Raw genomic sequence first — 23,028 nt, forward strand, 5'->3', positions numbered from 1 at the left:
ATCCTCATGCATAGATGCGCTCCTTCATGTTGGCCTCGGTGATCTCGCCCGGCACCGCCTCGCCGACGATGCGGCCGGCGCGCATGTGGAGGATACGGTCACAGGTCGCGAAAAGTTCGGACACCTCGTCGGAGATGAGGATGACGGCAACGCCCTGGCGTGCCAGATCGGCGACCACATCGTAGATGCCCTGCTTGTTCTTGATATCGACGCCGACGGTGGGGGAATCGAGGATCAGGACCTTCGGCCGCGTGGCGAGCCACTTCGCCAGAACGACCCGCTGCTGATTGCCTCCCGAAAGCGTCTGCACGGCCCGATCGGCTGACGGGACCTTGATGGCGAGGCGCCGCACCCAATCGTCGGCGAGTTGCCTGCGTGCGTTGCCGGGGATGAGCCCAAGCCGGTTTGCCATGCCCCGCATGACCGCAAGCATGATGTTGTCGCCGATCGATTGTTGCAGGATGACGCCAAGGCTCAAACGATCCTCGGAGACGTAGGCGATGCCGGCGCGCACAGCGTCGCGGTTGGAGCGAAGCGCAAGCTGCCGGCCTTCCAGGCGAATGCTGCCGTGCTCGGCGCGATGCATGCCGAACAGCGTCAAGGCAAGCTCGGTGCGGCCCGACCCCAGCAATCCGGAGATACCCAGCACCTCGCCGCGACGAAGGGTGAAATCGATATCGGCGAATTCGCCGCGACGTGACAGACCGCTGACCTCAAGGACAGGCTCGGCCTTGCCCATATCGCGGGCGACAATCGAGTGATCGATATCGAGCCCGGTCATCAGATGCGCGATCCTCTTCTCGTTCACCTGATCGGCGGGCCAGGTGCCGACCTTGCGGCCGTCGCGCATCACGGTCACCCGCTCGGCGATCTCGACCACCTCGTCAAGCCGGTGGGAAACGAAGACGACGGCAATGCCATCGGCCTTGAGCCGCCCGACGATGCCGAGCAGACGATCGACCTCCGTCCGCGTCAGCGAGGCCGTCGGCTCGTCCATGAAGATCAGCCGCGCCTCGGCGACGAGCCCGCGCGCAATGGCGACGATCTGGCGCTCGGCAACCGAAAGGTCTGATACCACGAGATCGAGGTCGAGGGTAAAGCCGAGCCTTGCGAGGATTGCACTCGCACTCTCGCGCATCCGCTTCCAGCTGACCGGCTTCAAGAGCCGATCGAGATGGTTTTCGACGGCGATGTTTTCTGCAACGGAAAGATTGGGAAACAGGGACAGATCCTGAAAGATCACCTGGATTCCCAGAGCCTTGGCACCGGCCGGATCAAGCGGAAGAACCGGCTTGCCTTCGATTTCGATGGTGCCGGCCGAGGGCGGATGCACCCCCGCAACGGTCTTGATGAGCGTCGACTTGCCGCAACCGTTCTCGCCGACAAGGCAATGGATCTCGCCTGGGCGAACGTCCCAGTCGATTTCCTCCAATGCACGCACGCCGCCGAACCGTTTGGACAGCCCGGTTAAACGAAGAAACGGAACATCATCGCTCATCGATCCACTCCGATTGTTTGGGTTGGGCGGCGGCGGCAATGCAGCCAACCGCCGGCCCTCGGGAGGAACGCCTAGAGACCGAGCGCGACCAGCCGGTCGATATTCTGCTTATCGAGGGATTCAAGCTTCTGCGCCTGAATGAGCTTCTTGTCCGGATAGACGCGCACCTTGCCGACGCCGGTCAGCTCCATATTGTCGGTCGGTTCCTTGCCGGCCGCCAGGATGGAAGCGAGCTGAACGAAGATCTCGCCAGCCGTCATCGGATTCCAGATGAAGCCGCCGCGGATCGTGCCGGACTTGACGTACTTGACGCCCTGCCCCGGCGAGAAGCCACCGACCAGCGCAATCGACTTGGCTTTTTCACGATCGTCGAGGACGCGGGCAGCGCCGATCGGCCCCTGCGAGCCGAATGTCAGGATGCCCTTGAGATCCGGATTGGCGCGAAGCTGATCCTGAGTGGTCTTGATGCTTTCATCCAGGCTTTCGGCAACGCCGAAGCGATCGCCGAGCATCTGCATTTTCGGATATTTCTGCTTCTGATAGGCAATCGCCGCATCGGCCCAGGCGTTGTGGAGCGGAACAGTCAGCGAGCCGACATAGACGATATACTTGCCTTCCCCGCCCATCTCCTTGGCAATCAGGTCCATATGCGCCTGACCATAGCCTTCGATGGTCGTGAGCTCAAAGTCCCAATCCGCTTCCTTCTGGCTCGGGCCTTCGTGGGCCAGCACCTTGATACCAGCTGCCCGCGCGCGGCCGAGAACGGGGTCGAGCGCTGCGGAATCGTTCGGCACGATACCGATGACCGCAACCTTGCGGGCAATCAGGTCTTCGATGGCGCGGACCTGCTGAGCAGCATCCGCCTGTGTCGGCCCGACCATCCAGGCATTCGTCTTGAATTCCGGCGCGGCCTTCTTGATGCCGACTTCCATGGCATTGAACCACGGGATGCCGCCGATCTTGACCACGACGCCGAGTTGCGGTTCAGCCGCCTGGGCTACGCCGATCGTGCCGCCAAGCGTGCCGACAACGACGGCGCCGCCTATTCCGGTGAGTATGGTTCGCCTTGTAACTTCCATTTTCTTCCTCCCAGTTTCAGTTTACCCGCCTCCTCAAGCGGGTTCCGCGGTGTCGAACCACGGATCTCGACGGCGCAGCGCAAGCGCCGCGTGACCGGCTTGCCGGCAGAGCCGGTCATGCGCCGCAACAGCAGCGCCCAGGCCTGCTCGGCCATTTCCTCGACAGGCTGACGCACGGTCGTGATCCCGGGCGTCACCAGCCGCATCCATTCCATCTCGTCGAAGCTCGCAAAGGCGATATCGCCTGGCACGGAAAGGCCGATCTCAGCCATGGTGCAGTAGGTCAAAAGCGTCGTGCCCTGATCGAGCGAAAACAGCGCGCCGGGCAGCGGGCGATGGCGCAGACGCTCCTCCAGAAGCTGTGCGCCATGGGCGTCATCGATGCCGATTTCCAGCATCTCGACCCGCATGTGCTTGGCCGACGCACGCACGCCTTCCCAACGCTCGCGTATGTTACTGATCGAAAGACTGGTGCCGACGACGAGGCAATCCTCATAGCCCTGTTGATCGAGATGCGCAGCGATGGCACCGGCCGACGGCCCGTTGTCGACGGCAATCAGATCGAAGCCGGCGGCATCGGGTATGCGGTCGGCAAGGACAACGGGTGCAAAGAAGCCATCCGGCAGGCGCTCGGCAAAGGCGCCGTCGCAGGGAATGACGATCAGGCCGGCGGGGCGCCAGGCGCGAATCTTGCGCAGCCGGTCAGCCTCCTCCTCCGCATTGTTGCGCGCTGATACGACGACCAGATCGTAGTCTGCGAGGCGCGCCAGATGCTCCAGCGTGGAAACGAAGGAGGCGAACATCGGATTGGTAAGATCTGGCACAACGACGCCGGCGAGCTGCGCCTTGCGCGAGCGGAGCCGCGACGCGCCGAGATCGACGACGTAACCAAGCTCGCGTACCGCATCATTCACGCGCCGGGCAAAATCGGGAGAAACCGTTGGCTTGCCGTTGAGGACGTTCGAGACCGTCGCGACCGAAACGCCGGCCCTGTCGGCCACCATCTTGATGGAAGGGCTTTGCTGTCTCGACATCTTGCCCTCCCCCACTACGCCCTCGCCAATGATAATATGAAAACTCTGGTGAAACGATTTATTGTAAGCTATACCTGAGTAAGTGCGGTGTCAACATGAACGCTTTCAAGTATAAAACGATTCATGTCTTCCGCACTGCAGCAATTCATTTTGCATCCACGAAACCGGGAGGAAGATCATGAACAAGCTGGGAGTTCACGCGCTGGTATGGGAAGCCGGCTGGAGCAAGGAGGAATGCGCCCGCGCAATCGCCAGTAGTGCCGAGGTGGGCTACGATTTCATCGAGGCACCGGCGCTGGATCCGAGCCTGATCGATCCGGAGTTTACCCGTCGCCAGTTGGAAAAGAACGGCATCGGCATCAACTTCTCGCTCGGCCTCGATTTCGACAGCGACATTTCAAGCGGCGACAAGGAGAAGGGACGGCGCGGCAAGGAAAAGCTCGAGCAGGCCATCGCCGTCAGCCGCGATTGCGGTGGCGAATATATCGGCGGCATCCTGCATTCGGCCTTCGGCAAATATTCCGAGCCGACCACGGCGGCAGGCGTCGCACAATCGGTCGAGATTCTGCGTCAGGTGGCCGAGACAGCGGCGCGAAGCCACATCACGCTCGTCCTCGAAGTGGTCAACCGCTACGAATCCAACGTGCTGAACACCGCCGCGCAGGCCGTCGAGATGTGCAAGCGCATCGGCATGCCAAACGTGAAGGTGCATCTGGACGTGTACCACATGAATATCGAGGAATCGGATATTCAGGCCGCCATTCTCGAGACGGGCGACCATCTCGGATATTTCCACACGGGCGATTCCCATCGTGGCTACATGGGCTCGGGCACGATCGACCTTGCCGGCGTTTTCCGCGCCCTTGTCCGCTCCGGCTACACAGGCCCGATCACCTTCGAATCCTTCTCCTCGCGCGTCGTCGGCCAGCCGCTCGAAGGCATCCTCGGCATCTGGCGCAACCTTTGGGACGATGGCCGCGACCTTGCCGAGCATGCCCTGATGTATACCAAGGCCCAGCTCAAGGCCGCTCAGGAGGCACAGCGCCAAAGCCTGCAGCGCAGCCTCCTGCCTTGATGGCGGGCGTCAACTTACGCTGAACGAGACCCTGCTCGACAGCGGGGTCTCCACTTCGGGTCGCATGCCGCGGCCCACTCCCAATTACAGGCCTCTGTTCGCTTCTGTGCGGACGGAGTAGCTCGCGGCGGTGCCGCGTTTGTCGCCGGGCGACAGGCCGACGCCACGCCTCGATCCGGGTTGCGTTTTAGCCCAAAAATGGGCCGAGCTTGGCGTGCAATATATATAGCTCACGGCCGCTGAAACGCTTAAAAAGACGCGCATCAGCTTTCACCGAAGGATCAATTCGATGACGAAATTTCGCTTCGCCCTCGCGGCGTCGGCAGCGCTTCTTTGCCTCGCCGGTGCTGCAAACGCCGACGACCTGACGTTCACGCTCAAGAACGGCACCAAATCCGTGCTCACCAATTTCTATACGTCCCCGGTCGGCGTCAATAATTGGGAAGACGATGTCTTCGGCAAGCAGGTACTGAACCCCGGTGAGAGCATGGATATCACCATCGGCGACGGTCGGACTGTCTGCAAGTACGACATGAAGTTCGAGTTCGAGGAAGGTTCCAGCCTCGATACGACGACGGACACCCAGAACCTGTGCGAACTCGGCAGCTATACCATCCACGAATGAGGTAGGCAGGATGCGCCGGCACCCACCGTCTTCGATTGGGGCAAGTCGATCATGCCTCGAAATTACGCAATGAGACGATGGCTTTACCCGTTCTCCGGCGCCTGCCGGAATCATTATCAGCAGACCGATTGGAGACTGCGATGCGGCAAGTGCTTGTATTGATTTTTGCGATGACTTTTGCTGCCGTTGCCCATGCCGATCCTCTGGCAGATTTGGCTACTGCACAAAAGGCCGTCATCGAAGCCTGGACCAAGGTGCCGTTCTCACAACAGAACGTCATCTTCGTGGCCGAGCCTTCAACGGGTTACGGGGTTTACAAGAAACGTGACTCAAACGTTTTCAAACCCGGCGAGCCCATCTTCAGCTATGCCGAACCGATCGGCTATGGCTGGAAGCAGCTTCCGGACAGTCTCTATGAACTCCACCTCGTTGCCGACCTCGACATTATCGACGCCAGCGGCGAGGTCGTGTGGAGTAAGAAGGGCTTCTTGGATAGCGACCTTCAAAGCCACAAGCAGAATTTGGAGTTCAAGCTAGACATGACCTTGAACGTCGACGGTGCACCGGCCGGCAAATACAAGCTTCACTATACGCTGTATGACATGACCTCGGGAAAGACGAGTTCCTTCGATCAGGATTTCGAGATCGCTTCGGCCAGCTGATTGCGGTCAATCATACTCCTTTTCCGGCTGTCTCCGCACTGCCGAAAACCATGCCAACCTCACATATCCGCTGAGATTGATCGACGACCTAAAACTCAAAGACAGAATGGAAGCCCCCATGAAAAAGATGCTGCTCATCGCCGCTGCGCTCGCAGTCTTTCCAATGCTCGCCAATGCCAAGACGCTCGCCTTTCCGAGCGAAGCGCCCGTTGCCAGCGTCACCATCCCCGACAGCTGGAAGCCGAAGGAAACCGAATCCGGCATCGACGCCAATTCGCCTGATGCCGCCATCTACTTTGCCCTCGATGTTGCCACTGGCGACAATGTCGAGAAGGTCATCGGCGATGCCGTCGATTTCCTCGACAAGAACGGCGTCAAGATCGACGCCAGCACCCGCAAGGATGACGACAGCAACGAAATCAATGGCATGAAGCTGTCGATCCTGAACTGGCAGGGCACCGATGCAGACGGAGCCGTCAACATCAATCTCGGCGTCCTTTCGCCGGCGCCCAACAAGATCCTCGTGCTCACCTATTGGGGCTCCAAGGAAGACCAGGCCAAGCACGAAAAGGAAGTGCTCGGTATCATCGGCTCGATCCAGCCAGCGAAATAACGATCTTCAGCTGGAGACCGCAGGCGCGGCGGCAGCATCGGCCTCCCGTGGGCTCGCCGGAAACGGCGGGCCTATTTATTTGATACCGAGGGCGCGGCTCGCGCAGCCAGGATACCTTCACTCCGCTTGTATCGGCAGCCGAAATCATGTCATGAAGCAAAGCTGAGCGAACCAAACGTTGTGGAGCGGGACCATGAAGAAGATCGGATTCCTTTCATTCGGCCACTGGACACCCTCGCCCCAATCGAAAACGCGTTCGGCATCCGATACGCTCCTGCAATCCATCGATCTCGCCGTCGCTGCCGAGCAGCTGGGCGCGGACGGCGCCTATTTTCGCGTGCATCATTTTGCCCGCCAGCTCGCTTCGCCGTTTCCGCTGCTGGCGGCCGTCGGGGCCAAGACCAGCCGCATCGAGATCGGCACCGCCGTCATCGACATGCGCTACGAGAACCCGCTCTACATGGCCGAGGACGCAAGCGCAGCTGATCTGATCGCCGGAGGCCGACTGCAGCTCGGCATCAGCCGCGGCTCACCTGAACAGGTGATCGATGGATGGCGCCACTTCGGTTACGAGCCGGCCGAGGGTGAGAGCGACGCCGACATGGGCCGGCGGCATGCGGACGTGCTGCTCGACATCCTGCGCGGCGAAGGATTTGCGCAACCCAACCCCCGACCGATGTTTCCCAACCCGCCCGGCCTCCTGCGTCTCGAACCGCATTCGGAGGGCTTGCGCGAACGGATCTGGTGGGGGGCGAGCTCGAACGCGACCGCTGTCTGGGCAGCAAAGCGCGGCATGAACCTGCAAAGCTCAACGCTCAAAAACGATGAGAGTGGGTTGCCATTCCATGTCCAGCAGGCCGATCAGATCCGGGTCTTCCGCGAAGCCTGGAAGGAGGCCGGCCACAAGCGCGAGCCGCGGGTCTCGGTGAGCCGCAGCATCTTCGCACTGGTCAACGATCTCGACCGCGCCTATTTCGGCAGCAGCGGCAAGGACGCGGACCAGATCGGCTTCATCGACGACAATACACGGGCAATCTTCGGACGCAGCTATGCCGCTGAACCGGATCAACTGATCGAAGAACTCAGGAAGGACGAGGCTATAGCAGAGGCCGACACTCTGCTTCTGACCGTCCCCAACCAGCTCGGTGTCGAATACAACGCGCACGTGATCGAGGCGATCCTCACCCACGTCGCGCCCGCTCTCGGCTGGCGTTGATGGCGCCGGCCATTGATTTTGCTTGAGTGGATAGCCCAAGCGTCAGGGCCGCCACCGCATCATATCGTCGGGACGAACACCTTCTCCGGAAAGGCTTTCTCCAGCACGTCCAGAAACGCGCGAACCTTGGCGCCGATCAGACGGCGCGAGCTTTGGAGTGCCCAGATTTCCACCGCCGGACCTCTGAGGGTTCCCCAATAAGCGAGCCGGCCCGCCGCAATATCGTCGGCGACAAGAAGCTTCGGCAACAAAGCCACGCCGGCACCCGCCAAAACGGCATCACGAACCATTAAAAGCGATGAAAGACGAAGGACAGGCTCTGGTTTCAGCACCACGTCTGGCTCTGCTCCGGAGCCAAGTCGCCACGCGGCCGTCTGTGAGGATGCACTGAGCAAGACGGCCTTCACGGCAAGCTCTTCGCCGTCTGCCGTTGGCGAGGGGCGCCGCATGCCCGGTGGCGCCACGATCAGGCGTTCGTCATTGAGGAAGCGGCGACCGACGAGCCGTTCGTCCGGTGCCGGATCAATGCGGATGATCAGGTCGTAGCCGTCTTCGACCGGGTCGACCTTGCGATCCTCGGCGACGATATCGAGCTGGACCTCGGGATAGGCCAGGGCAAAACGCGCGCCGATGCGACCGAGCGCGACATGGGCGAAGACCACGGGCGCGCTGACACGCAGGCGTCCTCTCGGGGTTGAGGCCCCGAGGACAACCGCCTCGCCGGCCTCGGCGATTTCAGATAGCAGCCCATCGGTGCGCTCATGGAGCGCCCGTCCCTCGTCAGTTAAGCGCAGGCTCTGCGATCCGCGTTCGATCAGCCTGACACCGAGGCTCTGCTCGAGCTCGGCAACCCGACGCGACAGCGTCGCCTTCGGCCTTCCGGTGACGCGGCTGGCGCGACCGAACCCGCCATGGGCAGCGACCAGATTAAAGTCGGACAAAGCCTGCAGATCCATACTCATGTTCCATAATTGAGACGACCTGTCTTAATATAGCCATCTCCAAATAGAAATTGGAACGGCTATCTTTCTTCTCGAGACATCGGGTCTCTCGCAACATCTTGAGGAGTTTTTAAAATGGCTATTCTTGTTACCGGCAGCACAGGGACCATCGGGTCCCAGGTCCTGGCCCACTTGCAGGGTCACAATGTCGATGTCCGCGCCCTGACGCGCTCGCCTGAAGCGGCACAGCTTCCCTTGGGCGTAACGCCGGTCCGCGGCGATCTGGCCGACCCGGATTCGTTGCGCGCCGCGCTGAAAGACGTCAGCACATTGTTCCTGCTCGCCCCGAACGTTGCCGACGAACTGACCCAGACGATGCTCGCGCTTGCCGTCGTCCGCGAGGCCGGCGTCAAGGGCATCGTTTATCTCTCGGTGTTCAAGGGCGAGGCCTATGCCGACGTTCCGCATTTCGCCGGCAAACACACGGTCGAGCGGATGATCGACGCTCTCGATCTCCCGGCCACGGTTCTCCGCCCAGCCTATTTTATCCAGAACGACCTTCGTCAGAGGGATCTGTTGCTGAATGTCGGTGCCTACGGCGTACCTGTGGGGTCGAAGGGCATCTCGATGGTCGATATTCGCGATATCGGCGAGGCGGCTGCGCTCGAACTAATCCGGCGGGAGCAAGCTTCCGCACCGCTCGGCCGCGAGACCTATACGCTGGTCGGTCCGGACAGTTTGACGGGCGAGGACATTTCCGCCATCTGGAGCGAAGCGCTCGGCCGCGTCATCCGCTATGGCGGCGATGATCTTGTTACGATGGAACAGCGTATGAAGACCATGCTGCCCGCCTGGCATGCGCTCGACCTGCGCCTGATGTTCAGCCGCTACCAGACGGATGGCGCGGTCGCCGCGGCGGACGACATTCGTCGTCTCACCGGGCTGCTCGGTCGCGCACCACGCTCCTACAGCACCTTTGCCAGAGATGCCGCCGCCCAATGGGCAAAGAACTGACAGCTGTAGACTTCATCGGCCGAAGCGAAATCTCGTGGCCCAACATGGGGCCGCGAACAGGAGCAACGTCCTTCATCCCGATCCGAAACGGCGGGCAACTCCAATCCTATGACGGCAGATCCTCGATCTCGGCTGTCAGCCATTGGCGAAACGCCTTCATCGATGCGGTTTCCGCGCGCGATTTCAATCGTGTTAGCCAATAGCTTCCGGTGATAGCGGTGATCCGGAACGGCTGCACGATCCTGCCCGCCTCGATCTCATGCGAGAACATGGCGACGGGGACGAGTGCCACGCCGACACCACGCGCCGCGGCCTCCACCAGTGTCAACGAAGAATCGAACATCCAACCGCGAAGATTGGGCGGCGTGAGGCCTGCCGCCCTGAACCAGAGAGCCCACTCATCGATCCGGTAGGAGCGCAGCAGCTCGACATCGGCAAGGTCGGCCGGCGTGCGCAAACGCGCGCCGATCGACGGCGTGCAAACCGCCGACAGCGGCGCATCCATCAGATGGATCGCCTCGGTTCCATGCCATGCCCCATCGCCGAAACGCAGGAAGAAATCGAGCCCATTGAGCACCATGTCAGCACGATTGTTGTTCGTCTTCAGACGCAGATCGACATGTGGATGCTGAGCCTTGAACGAACTCAGCCGAGGCAAAAGCCAGCCGATCGCAAAGGTGCCGACCACACCGACTGTCAGGATCTCGTCGAAGTTGCCTTCCTCCAGCTGGCTCAAGGTGGCGCTCATGCGGCGAAATGCGTCGGTCAGCACGGGCAGCAAGGCATGGCCCTCGTCGGTCAATGCAAGTCCGCGCGGCAGCCGTTTGAACAGCGTTACCCCGAGCACATCCTCCAGCGCCTTGACCTGATGGCTGACGGCCGTCTGCGTCACCCGGAGCTCAAGGCCGGCCCGCGTGAAGCTGCAATGCCGCGCCGAGGCTTCGAAAACGCGGAGCGCGTTCAGCGGAAGTTGTGAAATGTCCATTATGTCCTAAGCCCAAGTTTTTCTCATGCCTAAGCCCAGAATTGATCGTTTGTCTAGGGCACAAGGGGGCGCCATAGTCTGCGTCGCGAGGTGATTGCAGGGGCCAAATGACCCCCAGGCGGCATCGACTGCAACCCCGACCGTGCCCACCAACCCCGGATCCATGACCTCAGGCCGCAATCATCTGCGCGGCCTGTCCACCAATATGAGGACATTATCTTGCACATGCATTCCATCTCGCTACCGAAACTCGGCATGATCGCCAGCTGCCTTTTCTATGCGGTCAGCGCCCATGCGGCAGACGGCAACGATCAGGATCGGCTGGAGCGAGCCGTCAATGATGCAATCCGGCCGGTCATGACGGAAAACGATGTCCCGGGAATGGCCGTCGCGATCACGATCAAGGGCAAGCATTACTTCTTCAACTATGGCGTCGCCTCGAAGGAGACTGGTCAGAAGGTCACAAACGACACGATCTTCGAGCTCGGCTCGATCAGCAAGACCTTCACCGCGGTTCTCGGATCTTACGCTCAGGTCAGCGGAAAACTGTCACTTTCCGATAAGGCGTCGAAGTATCTGCCCGCGCTTACCGGCGGCAGCTTCGACAAGATCAGTCTTCTGGATCTCGGCACATACACGGCAGGCGGCCTGCCCCTGCAGTTTCCGGATGATGTGACTGATCAGGATAAGATGATCGCCTACTATCGCAACTGGCACCCATCCTATGCACCGGCCACCCATCGGCTCTATTCCAATCCCAGCATCGGCTTGTTCGGTTATCTCGCCGCCGAAGCCATGGGCAAGCCATTCGATGCGCTGATGCAGGAAAAGATCTTCGCGGGCCTCGGCCTCAATCATACCTATGTCCGCGTCCCGCCGGGCGAGATGGGCAATTATGCCTACGGCTATTCGAAGCAGGACAAGCCGATCCGCGTGACGCCAGGCGTCCTGGACACGCAAGCCTATGGCGTAAAGACCACTTCGGCTGACATGGTCGGCGTTCTCGAGGCCAATATGGACGGCTCTCGGCTTGACGAAACCCTTCAGCGCGCGATCGCCGCGACCCATGTCGGCTATTACACGGTAGGAAACACGACACAGGCGCTGGGCTGGGAAATCTACGCCTATCCGACGACGCTCACCCGGCTACTGTCAGGCAATTCATCGGACATGGCGCTGAAGCCACATAAGATAACCCGGCTCGTGCCACCACAACAGCCGCGCAAGGATATCTTGCTCAACAAGACCGGCTCGACCAACGGTTTTGGCGCCTATGCGGCCTTCATTCCGGCCAGACAAATCGGGATCGTCCTGCTGGCGAACAAGAACTATCCGATCCCGGAACGCGTCAAGGCCGCATACAAGATCCTGACAGCAATCGAAAGCCTGCCCGGCTCGAACGGCGCGCAATAGGAGGCGGCACCTTCGGAACGTGTTTGATCCACAAAGGGGCCGGCTCTCGGAGAAACGTCGAGGGCCGGCCGCTTTCGTTCTATGTGTCGATTGCTATCGATTGCCGAAAGACCGGTGCGGGGCAGCATCTGCTTGGGAGGCTTCCACCCCGTTGAAGAATTCCTGCAGGAGCCGGGTAATCCGCTCGGGGGATGTGCCCTTGGCATATTCTTCCTGCATACGGCGTCTCACTAATATTTCCAAGACTGACATTTGCTTCACCTCATCAATCCGGCGCGAGGCAAATGTCGCTCTCAATGGCATGGGAGGCAAGTTACAGTTTCTTCATGGTTTTGATCGACCGAAACCGAAATAAACCGAGGGCGCCATGATCTGCCCTTGATCCCGTGCGAGAGCCGGGATGTCCGATCAGGATCAGCTCATCACTAGAGTTGCCAATTGCCAACGCATCGTAGAATTGAAAGCGGCTAAACGGTCGGTTGTTTGCGTTTCGTTAACTTCCGTGCTTTAGCGCGCACACCCCGGCCTCTGGACGAGGTCGTATGCAAGGAATGAACAATGCCCGTAAAGAAAAGCTCTGCTTCTGATGTTTTCCAACGCAAGATCTCGGATTTTTGCGACCTGAGGCTCGCACCTTTGCTGCAGCCCCGCAGCTTTGAAAACCTCAAGGGCTTCATGATCGGGCTTGTCGTCTTCCAGTCGCGTCCTCCGCTGCGGGCCGGAAGAGTGGACTGGCAGGAAATCGCAACGCTTTGCGGCATGGATGCGGAAATGAGCCCGGAGTTCAAACGCGCGGCTCAACCCGGTTTTGACGCGATTCTTCGGTGGCTGAGAGCGGGCCAAGGCAATAAGGCGGCCATCCCTCATGCCGCTCAAAAAGGGCAATTGCAGAGCGCCGGCAAAGCGGGCATCGTGGCGCGGACGGAGCGTCGAGCAATAGCGCCGCAAAGACCATAAGGCAGCCCTCATTGCGGCCCACCTGGCGTCCGTATCACTCTTTTCCTCGCTCGACAGATCGCAAAAAGCCGTACAGTATAATACCAGTATCGGACAGGACGAAATTTCGCTCCTAGTCGTGCGATCGAAGGGAAGGTTTGCCTTGGCGACTGATATCATCGACCTGGTCAGGAGGGAGTTCGCAGCCGGCGCGCCGGGGATGCCGCTGTACAAGCAGCTCAAGACGGCGATCGAAACCGCCATTCGCAACCACGCCTTCAAGTCCGGCTCGGCTCTGCCAGGCGAACGGTCACTCGCCGAGGCCCTGTCGCTGTCGCGCGTGACAGTCCGCAAGGCACTCGCCATGCTGGAAGAGGAGGGCATGGTGAGCCGGCGGCAAGGCGCACGCAGCGAAATCGGCTCCCGGGTCGAAAAATCGCTTTCCACGCTGACCAGCTTCTCAGAAGATCTGCGGGCGCGCGGAATGGAGCCTGGATGCATCTGGCTTTCCAAGCAGTTAACCCGGCCTTCCCCGGCTGAAATGATGGCGCTCGGCATCTCCGCAAACGCGCAAGTCCTGCGCATGCGCAGGGTACGGACCGCCGATGGCGCACCGATTGCGGTGGAGCACGCGGCCGTGCCCGTACGCTTTCTTCCCTCACCTTCGTCCGTTGGCGATTCCCTCTACGAAGCTCTTGCCCAGCGCGGCTTTCTGCCCCTGCGCGCCGTCCAGAGAATGCGGGCGCGGGCCGCTTCTCCTGAAGATGCACAGCATCTGCGCTGCGAGCCGGGCGCACCGATCCTGACGACGGAACGCCGCTGCTTTCTCGCCGATGGAGAGATCGTCGAATATTGCGAGACGCGCTACAAGGGTGAGGTCTACGACTTCGTCTTCGAGCTCCAGAGATAATACCAGTTTAAAACCGGTTGCTTTCTGGTGACCTTGCTCTATCGTGACCCTTCGAAAGGGGTGCCGAATGCGCAAGGAAGATCTCAATCTAAGTCTTATCGTCTCCTGCCAGCCCGTGCCCGATGGCGCGATGGACGAGGCTGTTTTCGTGGCCGGCTTTGCGCGCGCGGCACTCGCAGCCGGCGCGCGAGCCCTGCGCATCGAATCATCAGCCTATGTCGCCGCAGTCAGATCAGCCGTCGACGCGCCGATCATCGGCATCGTCAAGCGCGATCTCGATGACAGTCCGGTGCGCATCACACCCTTCATCGCCGATGTCGAGGCGCTCGCCGATGCGGGTGCCGATATTATCGCCTTCGACGCCACGGATCGGCCTCGCCCAGCAACTATCGAGGCGCTTCTGGCGGCCATCAAGGCCAGGGGCCTGCTCTCCATGGCCGATTGCTCCTGCCTGGACGATGCGAAACGGGCGCTGGCCGCCGGCGCCGATTTCGTCGGCTCGACCATGTCGGGCTATGTCGGCGGCCCCGAACCGGCGGAGCCGGATATCGCGCTGATCGCCGCCATGCGGCAACTGACACCCTATGTCATTGCCGAAGGCCGCATCCGCACCCCGCAGCAGGCGGCCGACGCCGTGCGCGCCGGCGCCTGTGCTGTTGTCGTCGGATCGGCGATCACGCGCACCGAGCACGTGACATCATGGTTCCACGACGCCGTTTCGACCGCCTTCTCGCAGCGCGACGCGGCGACGCTTGCGATCGATATCGGCGGCACGAAGATACTTGCGGCGCTGGTACGCGGCGTGCAGGTGCTGGCCGAGGCAACCATTGCCACCGGTCGGGAAGCGGGTCCCGACGATTGGCTGGCTGCCATCGCCGAACAGGCCAAGCATTGGAGCGGCCGATACGAGCGCGTCGGTATTGCCGTAACCGGCCTTATCGACGAAGGGCGCTGGTCGGCGCTCAATCCCGCAACGCTCGCGCTCCCCGATGGCTACCCGCTCGTCGCGCAGGCAAGCAAATTGTTCGGCAAACCCGCCTTTGCCGTCAACGATGCCCAGGCCGCAGCCTGGGGCGAGCACAGGTTCGGCGCCGGCGGCAACGAGGATACGGTGTTCCTGACCATATCCACCGGCATCGGCGGCGGTGTCGTCATCAACGGAAGCGCCCTGCTCGGTCTTGCTGGCCATTTCGGCCAGCTACGCAGCCCGACGCTCGGCGAAGCTCCACTCGAGGATGTCGCTTCCGGCCGCTGGATGGCAGCCGAGGCCGCTCGTAGCGGACATCAGGCCGAGGCGCCCGAGATCTTCGAGCACGCTCGCAACGGCGCAGCCTGGGCGCAGGCGATCGTCGCGCAGTCGGCGCTGCGCGTCGCGCTCCTGTGCCGCGACGTTCAGATGATGTTTGCCCCGAAACGCATCGTCATCGGCGGCGGCATTGGTCTGGCATCCGGCTATCTCGACGCCATCAGCGCGCATCTCGTAGCGCTCCCGCCGCACCTCGCGCCGCATCTGGTCGCCGCAAGCCTCGGCCCACGCGCCGGCATCATCGGCGCGGCGGATCTTGCCAGCCGCAACGGATAGACGGACCCAATTCAATGCAAGAAACAACGATAAAGGAAAGGGAACAATGATGAAATTCAAGCACATATCGTCCGCAGTGCTCGCCCTTGTGCTATCAGCGGCAGCGCTTCCGGGCTTGGCGAACGCCAAGGTGGTCGTACTCGGCTGGCCTGGTGGTTCGGAGGAAACGGCACTGCGCGCCACCACCGACCTTTACAACAAGACGGCGGCGGATGCCGACAAGATCGAACTTCTGTTCTTCAATCGCGACGGCTTCTTCGACAAGCTGCAGGCCGATATGGCCGCCGGCTCGAATGCCTTCGATGTCAATCTCGTGGCGACCTATTCGATCGGCCGTTATGCACCCTACATGGAGCCGATCGAACTCAATGCCGACGCGCCGAAGGTTTTCGGCGACGCCGTGCTGAAGACGATGCAGTTCGACGGCAAGCAATATGGTGTGCCGACCGACCTCTCACTGCACTTCATGTACTACCGCAAGGATCTCATCGACGCGCTTATCGCCGACCCCGATGCCAAGGCCAAATATGCCGAGATTTCAAAGAAGTATCTCGGCAAGGAGCTTGCGCCCAAGCAGCCGGATGACTGGACGTGGGATGACTGGGCGGCGACCGCGCTCTATTTCAGCAAGCAGGTGAACCGTCAAAGCCCGGTGCGCTACGGCACCGTGCTGCAGATGAAGAACCTCCTCTTCAACATGATGGTGTTCCAATCCCTGCCGCGCGCCTATGGCGGCGACTGGACGGACGCGAGCGGCAACGTCACTGTCGATTCCGATGCCTACAAGACCGGCCTCACGCTCTACAAGACACTCTATGACGCCGGCGCTTCGCCGAAGGATTCACTGAGCTACGAATATGCCGAGACCAATGCCGCCTATAGTTCCGGGCAGGCAGCCACCGCGCTGCAATGGAATGCCGCCGCGGCCGAACTCACCGATGCGAAGAAGTCGCCTGTGGTGGCCGATGTCACCGGCATCGTCGCGCCGCCGGCCGGGCCGAATGGACGCGCCGACCATATCCACGGTCTCGGCCTCGGCCTGAACAAGAACGCCAGGAATAAGGAAGGCGCCATCAAGTTCCTCAAATGGCTGTCCTCGGAGGACGCGGCCCTTGCCTATGCCCGTGCCGGTGGCTCCCCCGCCCTGACGCCTGATGTCGTCACCAAGGTGGCCAAGGAACGTCCTGATCTGGTCAAGCTCGGCGAATTTGCCAGCAAATACGGCTACGTGATGACAGGCGCCACCTCCGCAAAGGCGCTTTCTGTGTACGAACTGCAGGCCAAGGAATTCACCGGCTACTGGTCCGGCCAGCAGAGCCTTGAGGATGCGCTTGCCCACACCAAGGCAGGCATGCAGGATCTGTTGAAAAAATAGGGACAGGGCCGGATGCCGGCTCTACGGCATCCGGCCGCTGCGGCTGACAATATGGCTCTCGTAAAACGCGCCGAAGGCAGGCTCTACCTGGCACCGCTTGTCGGGTTTCTTCTGCTGTTCCTCGGCTTTCCGGCACTTCTCAATCTTCTCTATTCCGTCTCCACGGTCTCATTCGAAACGCTGCGCAGCCCTCAGATCAGTGGCTTCGGCAACTATGCCGCGGCCCTGACGGACGCGGCATTTTGGCAATCGGTATGGTTCTCGCTGCGCTTTGGCATCATCACGGCGGTTTCGGAGTGCCTGCTCGGCCTTTTCCTGGCGATTTTCCTAAAGCCGCTCCTGTCGGCACGGCCGGTACTGATGGCACCCTTGATGCTGCCGCTGATGGTCGCGCCCGCCATGGTCGGCCTGATGTACCGCCTCGTGCTGCATGAATTCGCCGGACCGGTGCCCTATTACCTGTTCGAATGGTTCGGCGACAGCCCGGCCTTCCTCGATTATGCGAATGCCTTTCGCACGCTCATCGTGATCGAAGTGCTGCAATGGACGCCATTCGCCTTCCTGCTTTTTTACGTCGCCTATATCGCCATTCCCGAAGACGTCCACGAGGCGGCCGCCCTCGACGGCGCCACGGGCCTGCAGCGGCTGTGGCGCATCGACCTGCCGCTGATGCTTCCGACGCTGACCGTCGCCTTCTTCATACGCTTCATCGACGGCTTCCGCGTTTTCGACAACGTCTATGCATTGACCGGCAGCGGCGCCGGCGGATCGACGACGTCGCTTTCGATCTACATCTACCAGGCCTTCTTCAAGGAAGGCGCCATCGGCAAGGCGGTGGCGGCCTCTGTCGTGCTGTTCATCAGCTCGCTGCTGGTCCTCTACGGCTTGAACTGGCTGAGCGCCCGAAGGAAAAGATAGGATGCTTAAGTCGCTGCGCTGGATCGTCTACGGCCTCGTGGTTTTTGCCATGAACTTCCCCGTCCTCGTCACCCTTATCACCTCGTTCAAGACGACGCGCGAAATCGCCGGCAATCCCGGCCTATGGATCGAGCAACCGACCCTCGACAATTATCTGAAGGTGCTGACGGAAACCGAGCGCTTCAACATCTTCCTCTATCTCGCCAACAGCACCGCAGCTGCCCTCATCGGCACGACCCTTGCGATCCTGCTCGCCTTCCCTGCGGCCTATGTGATCGCGCGCAGTGAGACCGGCCAAAAGCTCTTGCTTCCGCTCGTCATCAACCTCCGCGCCGTTCCCCTGATCGTCTTCGCGATCCCGCTTTATATGATGTATCAATGGCTCGGCCTGCTCGACACGCAGATCGGCCTCGGCCTCATCTTCACGATCGTCAACATTCCACTGGCTCTGGTGATGCTGGTCAACGCGATATCGGACGTGCCGGTGGAGCTCGATGAGGCCGCGACCGTCGATGGAGCAAGCGTCTTCGACATCATGATCCGTATCATTCGCCCGGTGATCCGCCCGACGCTTGTAACCACCTTCATCTTCGGCTTCATCACCGCCTGGAACGAGTTTCTCTTCGGGCTGATGCTGACGACCAGCCGCGCCGTGCCGATGACCGTCGGCGCCTCCTTCTTCTTTGCCGCCAGCGGCGGCGGCGTGCAGTGGGGCATGGCATCGGCCGTCATGATCCTCGGAGCATTGCCGCCGGCGCTGCTCGGTATCGTGATGTATCGGCAGCTGTCCGGCTCGATGACGGCAGGTGCGGTCAAGGGCTAGGCGCGGCTAGAGCCCGCTTGCCAGCGAGACGAGGATATCGGCGCCCCGCGCGACCTCCTCCATGTCGACATGCTCATCGGCGGCGTGAGCCTGTTCGATCCGGCCGGGACCGAAGATCACGGTCGGCGTTCCCGCGCGCGTAAGCTTGGAGGCATCCGAGCCGAACGGCACGCCGATAGCCTCATGAGGCAGACCCGCCTTAGCGAGAACCGCCGACAGCTCCCGGACGATGCGCGCATCCCGCGAGACTTCCATCGACACGGAATCGACGAACGGAGCCTGCATAAGAATGTCGGCACCGGCGGCATGACCCCGCGCAAAGGCGTTCACCACGTCAGCGATTTCCTGCCAGGCTTCATCACCGGTCTGATCAGGCAGGGTGCGCAAGTCGAAGGTCAAGGAAGCATGACCCGGCACGGTGTTTGCTCCTTCGCCCGCCTGCATCAGCGTGCAGGTCAGGCTGCGGCGGCCAAGCAGCGGATGCGTTCGATCGGTCGCGCGCATGTAGCCACGGAGATGGTGCAGGAGATCGGCAGCAACGGCCAAGGCGTCGATGCTGTCCTCAGGCTTTGACGCGTGCCCTGCCCGCCCCCGCACATCGATGACCCAGCGAATGACACCTTTGCAGGCGCGGACGATGGCAAGGCTGGTCGGCTCGCCGGCAACGCCGAGATCATAGGGCTGGTGAGCACGCACATGGTGCTGAACGCCCCTGAAGGTCGTCTCTTCATCGATCGCGGCAACGAAGGTGAGATCGCAGCCGCAGCCGCGCCTTTTCAGCGCCCGCATAGCCAGCATGAACATGGCGAGGCATCCCTTGTCGTCGACAGAACCTCGGCCATAGAGCCTCGTGCCCTCGATGCGCGGCTGGAAGGGCGACGCCATGCCCTCCACCTGAACCGTATCGGTATGCCCTTCCCAGATCATCGCCGGCGCTCCTGGCCGGCCACGCAGATGGGCGACGACATTGGGGCGTCCAGGCAGGACCTCCTCCATCGCGACCTCGATCCCCTCGCGGCTCAACCAGTCGGCGATGAACGTGGCCAGCTTTGCCTCGCCGAACCAGCCCGCCGGCAAGCTCGGCTGAAGGAAGTCGGGATTGATGCTGGGGATCGACACCATGGCGCTCAACAGGCTCACAACCTCTTGCGGTTCGATGCGATCATGTCCTGCAGCGGCACTCATCCGGTCGATCCTCTCTATGGCCTATCGCGTGATATGACCGACGCGACATGCCTCGGCATGCATCAACCGCCAGCACCCATCTCCTTGGGCGAGCGCAGACGCGGCGAGAGCCGTGCGGAGATGCGGTCGCAGGCGGCTTGCAGGACGCTGAGCGTGGCGGCGTGGCGGCTCTCCCGCGTATGACGATTGATATAGGCGATGATAATCGACGCGATGGCATTGCCATCGGCACCGATGACGGGACAGCAAATGTCCGTAATGCCGACGAAGTCACGGCTGTTATGCAGCTCGTAGCCTCTTCGGCGTATGGCCGTCAGTTGCTTGTCCAGCGCCTTGCGGTCGATCGGTGCGGCTGAGCGCGCCTGGCATTCATCGATGATCCGTTTCGCCGTGGCGGGTGATTGGAAGGCAAGGATCACCTGGCCGGAGGTTGAATCCGTTGCGAGCCGACCGTAACCCAGCCTCAGCGTGAACGACATGTCCTCGCCGCCGGGCACGGCGGCGGTGACGACGGTCAGCCCGTGGCTGATGACGACGAGATGGGGCGACTGCTGGCTTTCCAGAGCGATCGTGGACAGCTCCGGCATCGCCGCAGTCATCAGGTCCTGGGTGCTCGGCGTATGCAGCCCGAGCTTGAAAAGCCGGTCCGTCAGCGAAAAGGCATCCGTCTCGGCATCGCGCTCTATGTATCCGCGTTCCTGCAGGGCAACGAGCATGCGAAAGATCTCATTCTTCGAACGGCCCAAGCCGTCGGCGATCGCCTTCATCGTCAGGGACGTGTCGGCCTCGGCAAGCAGTTCCAGGACTTCCAACCCCTTCGTCAGGGCTGGAGCCGAGTAGGAAAGCTTGCCGCCCTCATTGGAACCATTGCTCATGAATCGAATCCTCCATGGGTCACCAACCATAGGAACTGCAGTAGCGCTTGTCATTCGTTTCATATTCAAACTTGACACCATATATAAAACCGCCATGATACCTCCAGCAAGATAGATGAGCGGACGCCATGACAAATTTCAGTGTGGTAAAATCGGGCGCTTCGGAGCGAAAGCCGCTGACACCGCGTCGCAACAGCATCTTCACCTCAGTCGATCTCGATCGCTCCGGCAAGCAGATCGGCTATTTCTGCGTGCCGCAATCGCCGCATGACGATGCCTGGGGTGTCGTTCAGGTGCCGATCGCCGTCGTCAAGAACGGTACCGGGCCGACGGTGCTGATCGAAGCAGGCAACCATGGCGATGAATATGAAGGGCCGATCGCGCTCGGCGAATTGCTGCGCGAAATCGATCCGGCCGACGTGACTGGACGCATCATCGCGATCCCGGCCATCAACGTGCGTGCCGTCGAGGCCGGCCAGCGGACATCACCCATCGACGGGCTCAATTTCAACCGCAGTTTTCCCGGCGATTTCAACGGCACGCTGACAAGCCAGATTGCCGCCTATGTCAACGATTGTCTGTTTCCCATCGCGGACTATTTCCTTGATCTCCACTCCGGCGGATCGTCGCTGATGATCCTCCCAAGCGCCATCATCGAGCCGTCTCCGACGACGGAGGGGCATCGGCGCAACATAAGGGCCACCCTCGCCTTCGGCGCACCGACCGTCGTCATGATCGACAATCTCGGCGACACCCGTACGTCGACTGCGGCAGCCAACCAGCAGGGCCTGATCGTCATCGGCAGCGAAATGGCCGGCGGCGGCCTCGTCAGCCAGGAAGCGCTCACCATCTGCCGACGTGGCATCCGCAATATCCTCAAGCATGCGGGCGTGCTGAAAGGCGCGCCGGATGTACCGGCCGGCGCCAATGCGAGGGTACTGAAGGTGCCGGGCACGGAGGGCTATGTACTTTCCGAGGACGACGGCGTGTTCGAGCCGATCAGCGAGCTCGGCACCGCCGTCAAGAAGGGCGAGATCGCGGGCCGGATCCATTTCCTGCGCTCGCCGGCCCGGGAACCCGTCATCCTCCATCATCCGATCGATGGTATCGTTTTCGCCAAGCGGCAGCCCGGCCGGGTCCGCCCCGGCAATTGCTGTTTCGTGCTTGCCAACGAATATCCGGAGGCGTTGAGCAATGAGCTATGAGGATATCAAGGCCGCCGCCCTTCGCATCGCCCCCTTCGTGCGCCGCACGCCGACGATCAAGCTCGAGCATTGCGCCGGCTTCGATCTGCGCAACGATTTCCACCTGAAGCTCGAATGCCTGCAGGTCAGCGGCTCCTTCAAGATCCGCGGCGCGGCAAATCGCGTAAGGTCGCTGCCGCCTGAGCGAATTCAGCGGGGCCTTGTGGCGGCCTCCGGCGGCAATCATGGTCTCGCCACCGCCTACATGGCGCATCAGTCCGGCGTTCCGGCAACGATCTTTCTGCCGAGCAATGCCAGTCCCATCAAGGAAGAGAAGCTTCGTCGCTGGGGCGCGGAGGTTCGCCGTGCCGGCAACGTATGGGACGAGGCACAGGAGGCCGCACTTGCCTTTGCCGAACGGCAAGGCGCATTCTGCATGCATCCCTTTGCGGACGAGGCCATCGTTTCAGGCCAGGGAACGGTGGCTTTGGAGATGGTGGAACAATTGCCCGCGGCCGATCTCTACATCGTCGCGATCGGCGGTGGCGGCCTGATCGCCGGTATGTCCCAGGTCATCAAGACGGTCAATCCGAAGGCGCGGATCATCGGCGTCGAGCCTGTCGGCTCGCCAACGCTGCGCGCCTGCTTGGATGCCGGCCGGGTCGTGCGCCTTGCCGAGGTCACCACCAGGGTCGCAACGATGGCCTGCGGCCGCACGGACGAGTGCATCTACGAGATCGCACGGCGCAATGTCGATGATATCGTTCTGGTCGACGACGATGCCATGCAACGTGCCGCTGCACTGCTATGGTTCGAGTTCGGTATCGCTGCGGATTTGAGCGGCGCTGCCTCATTGGCCGCCGTCATGTCGGGAGCCCTCGTGCCGCCACCCGGAGCCCGCATCGCCGGCCTCGTCTGCGGCTCGGGAGTCGATGGCTTTAACGCGTAAAGGTTGAATAATTCTAGCACATTTAGAAAGTGCTGTATAAGAATGAGCGCAAAGCGCCATAGTCGCCGACAGGACGCGTCACTGGGGACGAATGCCTGACCGGCGGAATGTGAAGAAGAGGCGAGACAATCGCCCG

Annotated in this window: 22 protein-coding genes; 15 read left to right on the plus strand and 7 right to left on the minus strand. The window is 61.3% G+C overall.

All coding sequences use genetic code 11. The features are described from left to right. Positions 1 to 4: 4 nt before the first annotated feature. The 3 genes from FHT29_RS18015 to FHT29_RS18025 form a co-directional block, all read right to left on the minus strand. Positions 5 to 1,498 carry a sugar ABC transporter ATP-binding protein gene (locus FHT29_RS18015; RefSeq protein WP_168599957.1) on the minus strand — a complete coding sequence of 498 codons (1,494 nt, stop codon included), beginning with the start codon at positions 1,496 to 1,498 and terminating at the stop codon, positions 5 to 7. Positions 1,499 to 1,569: 71 nt separating this feature from the next. Further along, positions 1,570 to 2,577 carry a substrate-binding domain-containing protein gene (locus FHT29_RS18020; RefSeq protein WP_047559067.1) on the minus strand — a complete coding sequence of 336 codons (1,008 nt, stop codon included), beginning with the start codon at positions 2,575 to 2,577 and terminating at the stop codon, positions 1,570 to 1,572. Continuing rightward, positions 2,541 to 3,611 carry a LacI family DNA-binding transcriptional regulator gene (locus FHT29_RS18025; protein ID WP_051963616.1) on the minus strand — a complete coding sequence of 357 codons (1,071 nt, stop codon included), beginning with the start codon at positions 3,609 to 3,611 and terminating at the stop codon, positions 2,541 to 2,543. Before FHT29_RS18025 ends, FHT29_RS18020 begins: the two co-directional genes overlap by 37 nt. Before the next feature lie 178 nt (positions 3,612 to 3,789). On the opposite strand from FHT29_RS18025, the gene FHT29_RS18030 reads away from it, so the two are divergent. The 5 genes from FHT29_RS18030 (at position 3,790) to FHT29_RS18050 (ending at position 7,802) form a co-directional block, all read left to right on the plus strand. Continuing rightward, the gene (locus FHT29_RS18030; RefSeq protein ID WP_168599958.1) at positions 3,790 to 4,686 is read left to right on the plus strand and encodes a sugar phosphate isomerase/epimerase family protein; all 897 of its coding nucleotides are present in this window, start codon (positions 3,790 to 3,792) and stop codon (positions 4,684 to 4,686) included. Positions 4,687 to 4,975: 289 nt separating this feature from the next. Further along, positions 4,976 to 5,311: a hypothetical protein gene (locus FHT29_RS18035; RefSeq protein WP_168599959.1), complete on the plus strand. Its 336-nt coding sequence runs from the start codon at positions 4,976 to 4,978 to the stop codon at positions 5,309 to 5,311. A 77-nt stretch (positions 5,312 to 5,388) separates the two neighbouring features. Then, on the plus strand, positions 5,389 to 5,973 hold the full coding sequence (locus FHT29_RS18040) for a hypothetical protein (protein WP_210255482.1): 585 nt from the start codon (positions 5,389 to 5,391) through the stop codon (positions 5,971 to 5,973). Between the two features lie 118 nt (positions 5,974 to 6,091). After that, positions 6,092 to 6,586, plus strand: a complete 495-nt coding sequence (locus FHT29_RS18045) for a hypothetical protein (RefSeq protein WP_047559234.1) — start codon at positions 6,092 to 6,094, stop codon at positions 6,584 to 6,586. Between the two features lie 193 nt (positions 6,587 to 6,779). Further along, positions 6,780 to 7,802 (plus strand): LLM class flavin-dependent oxidoreductase, encoded by a 1,023-nt coding sequence (locus FHT29_RS18050; RefSeq protein ID WP_112442241.1) that lies wholly within the window; start codon positions 6,780 to 6,782, stop codon positions 7,800 to 7,802. Between the two features lie 59 nt (positions 7,803 to 7,861). Here the strand turns inward: FHT29_RS18050 and FHT29_RS18055 are convergent, their stop codons facing one another. Next, complete coding sequence (locus FHT29_RS18055; RefSeq protein WP_168599960.1) at positions 7,862 to 8,758, minus strand: LysR family transcriptional regulator; 897 nt, start codon at positions 8,756 to 8,758, stop codon at positions 7,862 to 7,864. A 120-nt stretch (positions 8,759 to 8,878) separates the two neighbouring features. Between FHT29_RS18055 and FHT29_RS18060 the strand changes: the two genes are divergently transcribed. After that, entirely contained in the window at positions 8,879 to 9,757 is an 879-nt protein-coding gene (locus FHT29_RS18060) for an NmrA/HSCARG family protein (protein ID WP_047559060.1), read from the plus strand. Between the two features lie 106 nt (positions 9,758 to 9,863). On the opposite strand, the gene FHT29_RS18065 is transcribed toward FHT29_RS18060, so the two are convergent. Next, positions 9,864 to 10,742 (minus strand): LysR family transcriptional regulator, encoded by an 879-nt coding sequence (locus FHT29_RS18065; RefSeq protein WP_047559059.1) that lies wholly within the window; start codon positions 10,740 to 10,742, stop codon positions 9,864 to 9,866. Between the two features lie 225 nt (positions 10,743 to 10,967). Here FHT29_RS18065 and ampC point away from each other — a divergent pair, with 225 nt between their 5' ends. The 7 genes from ampC to FHT29_RS18100 all read left to right on the plus strand — a co-directional run bounded on the left by ampC (position 10,968) and on the right by FHT29_RS18100 (position 18,699). Further along, entirely contained in the window at positions 10,968 to 12,155 is a 1,188-nt protein-coding gene (gene ampC, locus FHT29_RS18070; protein ID WP_047559058.1) for a class C beta-lactamase, read from the plus strand. 558 nt (positions 12,156 to 12,713) lie between these two features. Next, positions 12,714 to 13,112, plus strand: coding sequence for a hypothetical protein (locus FHT29_RS18075; RefSeq protein ID WP_037197652.1), 399 nt, complete (start codon positions 12,714 to 12,716; stop codon positions 13,110 to 13,112). Positions 13,113 to 13,311: 199 nt separating this feature from the next. Next, complete coding sequence (locus FHT29_RS18080; RefSeq protein WP_037197748.1) at positions 13,312 to 14,001, plus strand: GntR family transcriptional regulator; 690 nt, start codon at positions 13,312 to 13,314, stop codon at positions 13,999 to 14,001. Positions 14,002 to 14,068: 67 nt separating this feature from the next. Then, complete coding sequence (locus FHT29_RS18085; RefSeq protein WP_047559057.1) at positions 14,069 to 15,583, plus strand: putative N-acetylmannosamine-6-phosphate 2-epimerase; 1,515 nt, start codon at positions 14,069 to 14,071, stop codon at positions 15,581 to 15,583. Between the two features lie 49 nt (positions 15,584 to 15,632). After that, entirely contained in the window at positions 15,633 to 16,958 is a 1,326-nt protein-coding gene (locus tag FHT29_RS18090; RefSeq protein ID WP_047559231.1) for an extracellular solute-binding protein, read from the plus strand. Between the two features lie 51 nt (positions 16,959 to 17,009). Then, entirely contained in the window at positions 17,010 to 17,876 is an 867-nt protein-coding gene (locus FHT29_RS18095) for a sugar ABC transporter permease (RefSeq protein ID WP_037197746.1), read from the plus strand. Position 17,877: 1 nt separating this feature from the next. Then, entirely contained in the window at positions 17,878 to 18,699 is an 822-nt protein-coding gene (locus FHT29_RS18100) for a carbohydrate ABC transporter permease (protein ID WP_047559054.1), read from the plus strand. Between the two features lie 6 nt (positions 18,700 to 18,705). Here the strand turns inward: FHT29_RS18100 and FHT29_RS18105 are convergent, their stop codons facing one another. Both FHT29_RS18105 and FHT29_RS18110 read right to left on the minus strand, forming a co-directional pair. Further along, positions 18,706 to 19,884 carry a M20/M25/M40 family metallo-hydrolase gene (locus FHT29_RS18105; RefSeq protein ID WP_047559051.1) on the minus strand — a complete coding sequence of 393 codons (1,179 nt, stop codon included), beginning with the start codon at positions 19,882 to 19,884 and terminating at the stop codon, positions 18,706 to 18,708. 62 nt (positions 19,885 to 19,946) lie between these two features. Further along, positions 19,947 to 20,759, minus strand: a complete 813-nt coding sequence (locus tag FHT29_RS18110; protein WP_052212479.1) for an IclR family transcriptional regulator — start codon at positions 20,757 to 20,759, stop codon at positions 19,947 to 19,949. A gap of 128 nt (positions 20,760 to 20,887) precedes the next feature. Here FHT29_RS18110 and FHT29_RS18115 point away from each other — a divergent pair, with 128 nt between their 5' ends. Beyond that, on the plus strand, positions 20,888 to 21,964 hold the full coding sequence (locus FHT29_RS18115) for a succinylglutamate desuccinylase/aspartoacylase family protein (RefSeq protein ID WP_051963611.1): 1,077 nt from the start codon (positions 20,888 to 20,890) through the stop codon (positions 21,962 to 21,964). Then, positions 21,954 to 22,892 (plus strand): pyridoxal-phosphate dependent enzyme, encoded by a 939-nt coding sequence (locus FHT29_RS18120; RefSeq protein WP_047559050.1) that lies wholly within the window; start codon positions 21,954 to 21,956, stop codon positions 22,890 to 22,892. The genes FHT29_RS18115 and FHT29_RS18120 overlap by 11 nt, the downstream gene beginning before the upstream one ends. Positions 22,893 to 23,028: the final 136 nt, after the last annotated feature.

It is taken from the genome of Rhizobium sp. SG741 (assembly GCF_012275435.1).
GTDB classification, from domain to species: domain Bacteria; phylum Pseudomonadota; class Alphaproteobacteria; order Rhizobiales; family Rhizobiaceae; genus Rhizobium; species Rhizobium lusitanum.